Consider the following 780-nt stretch of genomic DNA (forward strand, 5'->3'; position numbering starts at 1 on the left):
CTCGGGCCCGCTCGGGTCCGGTCGCGGCCCCAGCGGGTCGGCTTCGGCCACGGCTCGATTGAGGGCGTCCCGATCGGCCTGACCGGCCAGCCAGCCGGACCATGCGGCCCCGCGCCCCTCGACGGGCAGCACGGCCAGAGTCGCGGCGATGGGCTTGAATCGTTCGGCCATGTCGTCCGGCTCGCCGTCCGCAGGCTGGCCGGACCGCAGCCGGGCGAGAACCCAGGCGTCGTATGCGGGCATGGTCAAGAACCACCCCCTTCCGCGATCCAGCGCACGAGGCTTTCTCGCGTCCAGAGCGGCGACTTGCCGATGCGCAGGTCGGGCCTCGGGAACCGGCCCGCGCTTCTCTCGCGCTCGATCGTGCGGCGGCTCACCCCGAGGGCGGCGGCCACCTCGTCCAGCCGATACGTCAGGCGATCCACCGCTGGCGGGGCGGCGTCGGGGTGGGGGATGGCGTTCAACAGCCACCCCCTACCCGGCGGGGGGCCTGGCGGGGCTTGCGGCGGTCCACACGCCACCCGAGGCGGGTCAGCTCGCGTTGGCATTCCGCCGCGCGGTCGAAGTCGCCGCGATCGACGGCCAACAGCATCTCTCCGAACCAGAGGATCGGCGATTCTTCGGGCCGGAAGGCGTCCGGTCGTTCAGGCTTCGGCATGGGCTCACTCCCGACGACAACTCGGGGCCGACGCACCGTTGCGGCGTCCCGTAGTATCGGGGGGCTTGTGAACCGTGTGAGAACCCCGAGGCGGCGTGAAACCCTGAAAAGAATGCCGCGAG

The 780-nt window shown here is 71.8% G+C and carries 3 protein-coding genes; all 3 read right to left on the bottom strand.

What is annotated here, in order from left to right:
• Positions 1 to 249: hypothetical protein (locus G6O68_RS31960; protein WP_165253824.1), on the bottom strand; the 249-nt coding region annotated here is incomplete at its 3' end.
• Complete coding sequence (locus G6O68_RS31965; RefSeq protein ID WP_165253826.1) at positions 246 to 464, bottom strand: helix-turn-helix transcriptional regulator; 219 nt, start codon at positions 462 to 464, stop codon at positions 246 to 248. The genes G6O68_RS31965 and G6O68_RS31960, both read right to left, overlap by 4 nt.
• Positions 461 to 658, bottom strand: a complete 198-nt coding sequence (locus G6O68_RS31970; RefSeq protein ID WP_165253828.1) for a hypothetical protein — start codon at positions 656 to 658, stop codon at positions 461 to 463. The genes G6O68_RS31965 and G6O68_RS31970 overlap by 4 nt, the downstream gene beginning before the upstream one ends.
• Positions 659 to 780: the final 122 nt, after the last annotated feature.

This window comes from Paludisphaera soli (assembly GCF_011064595.1).
In the GTDB taxonomy this organism is placed as follows: Bacteria; Planctomycetota; Planctomycetia; order Isosphaerales; family Isosphaeraceae; genus Paludisphaera; species Paludisphaera soli.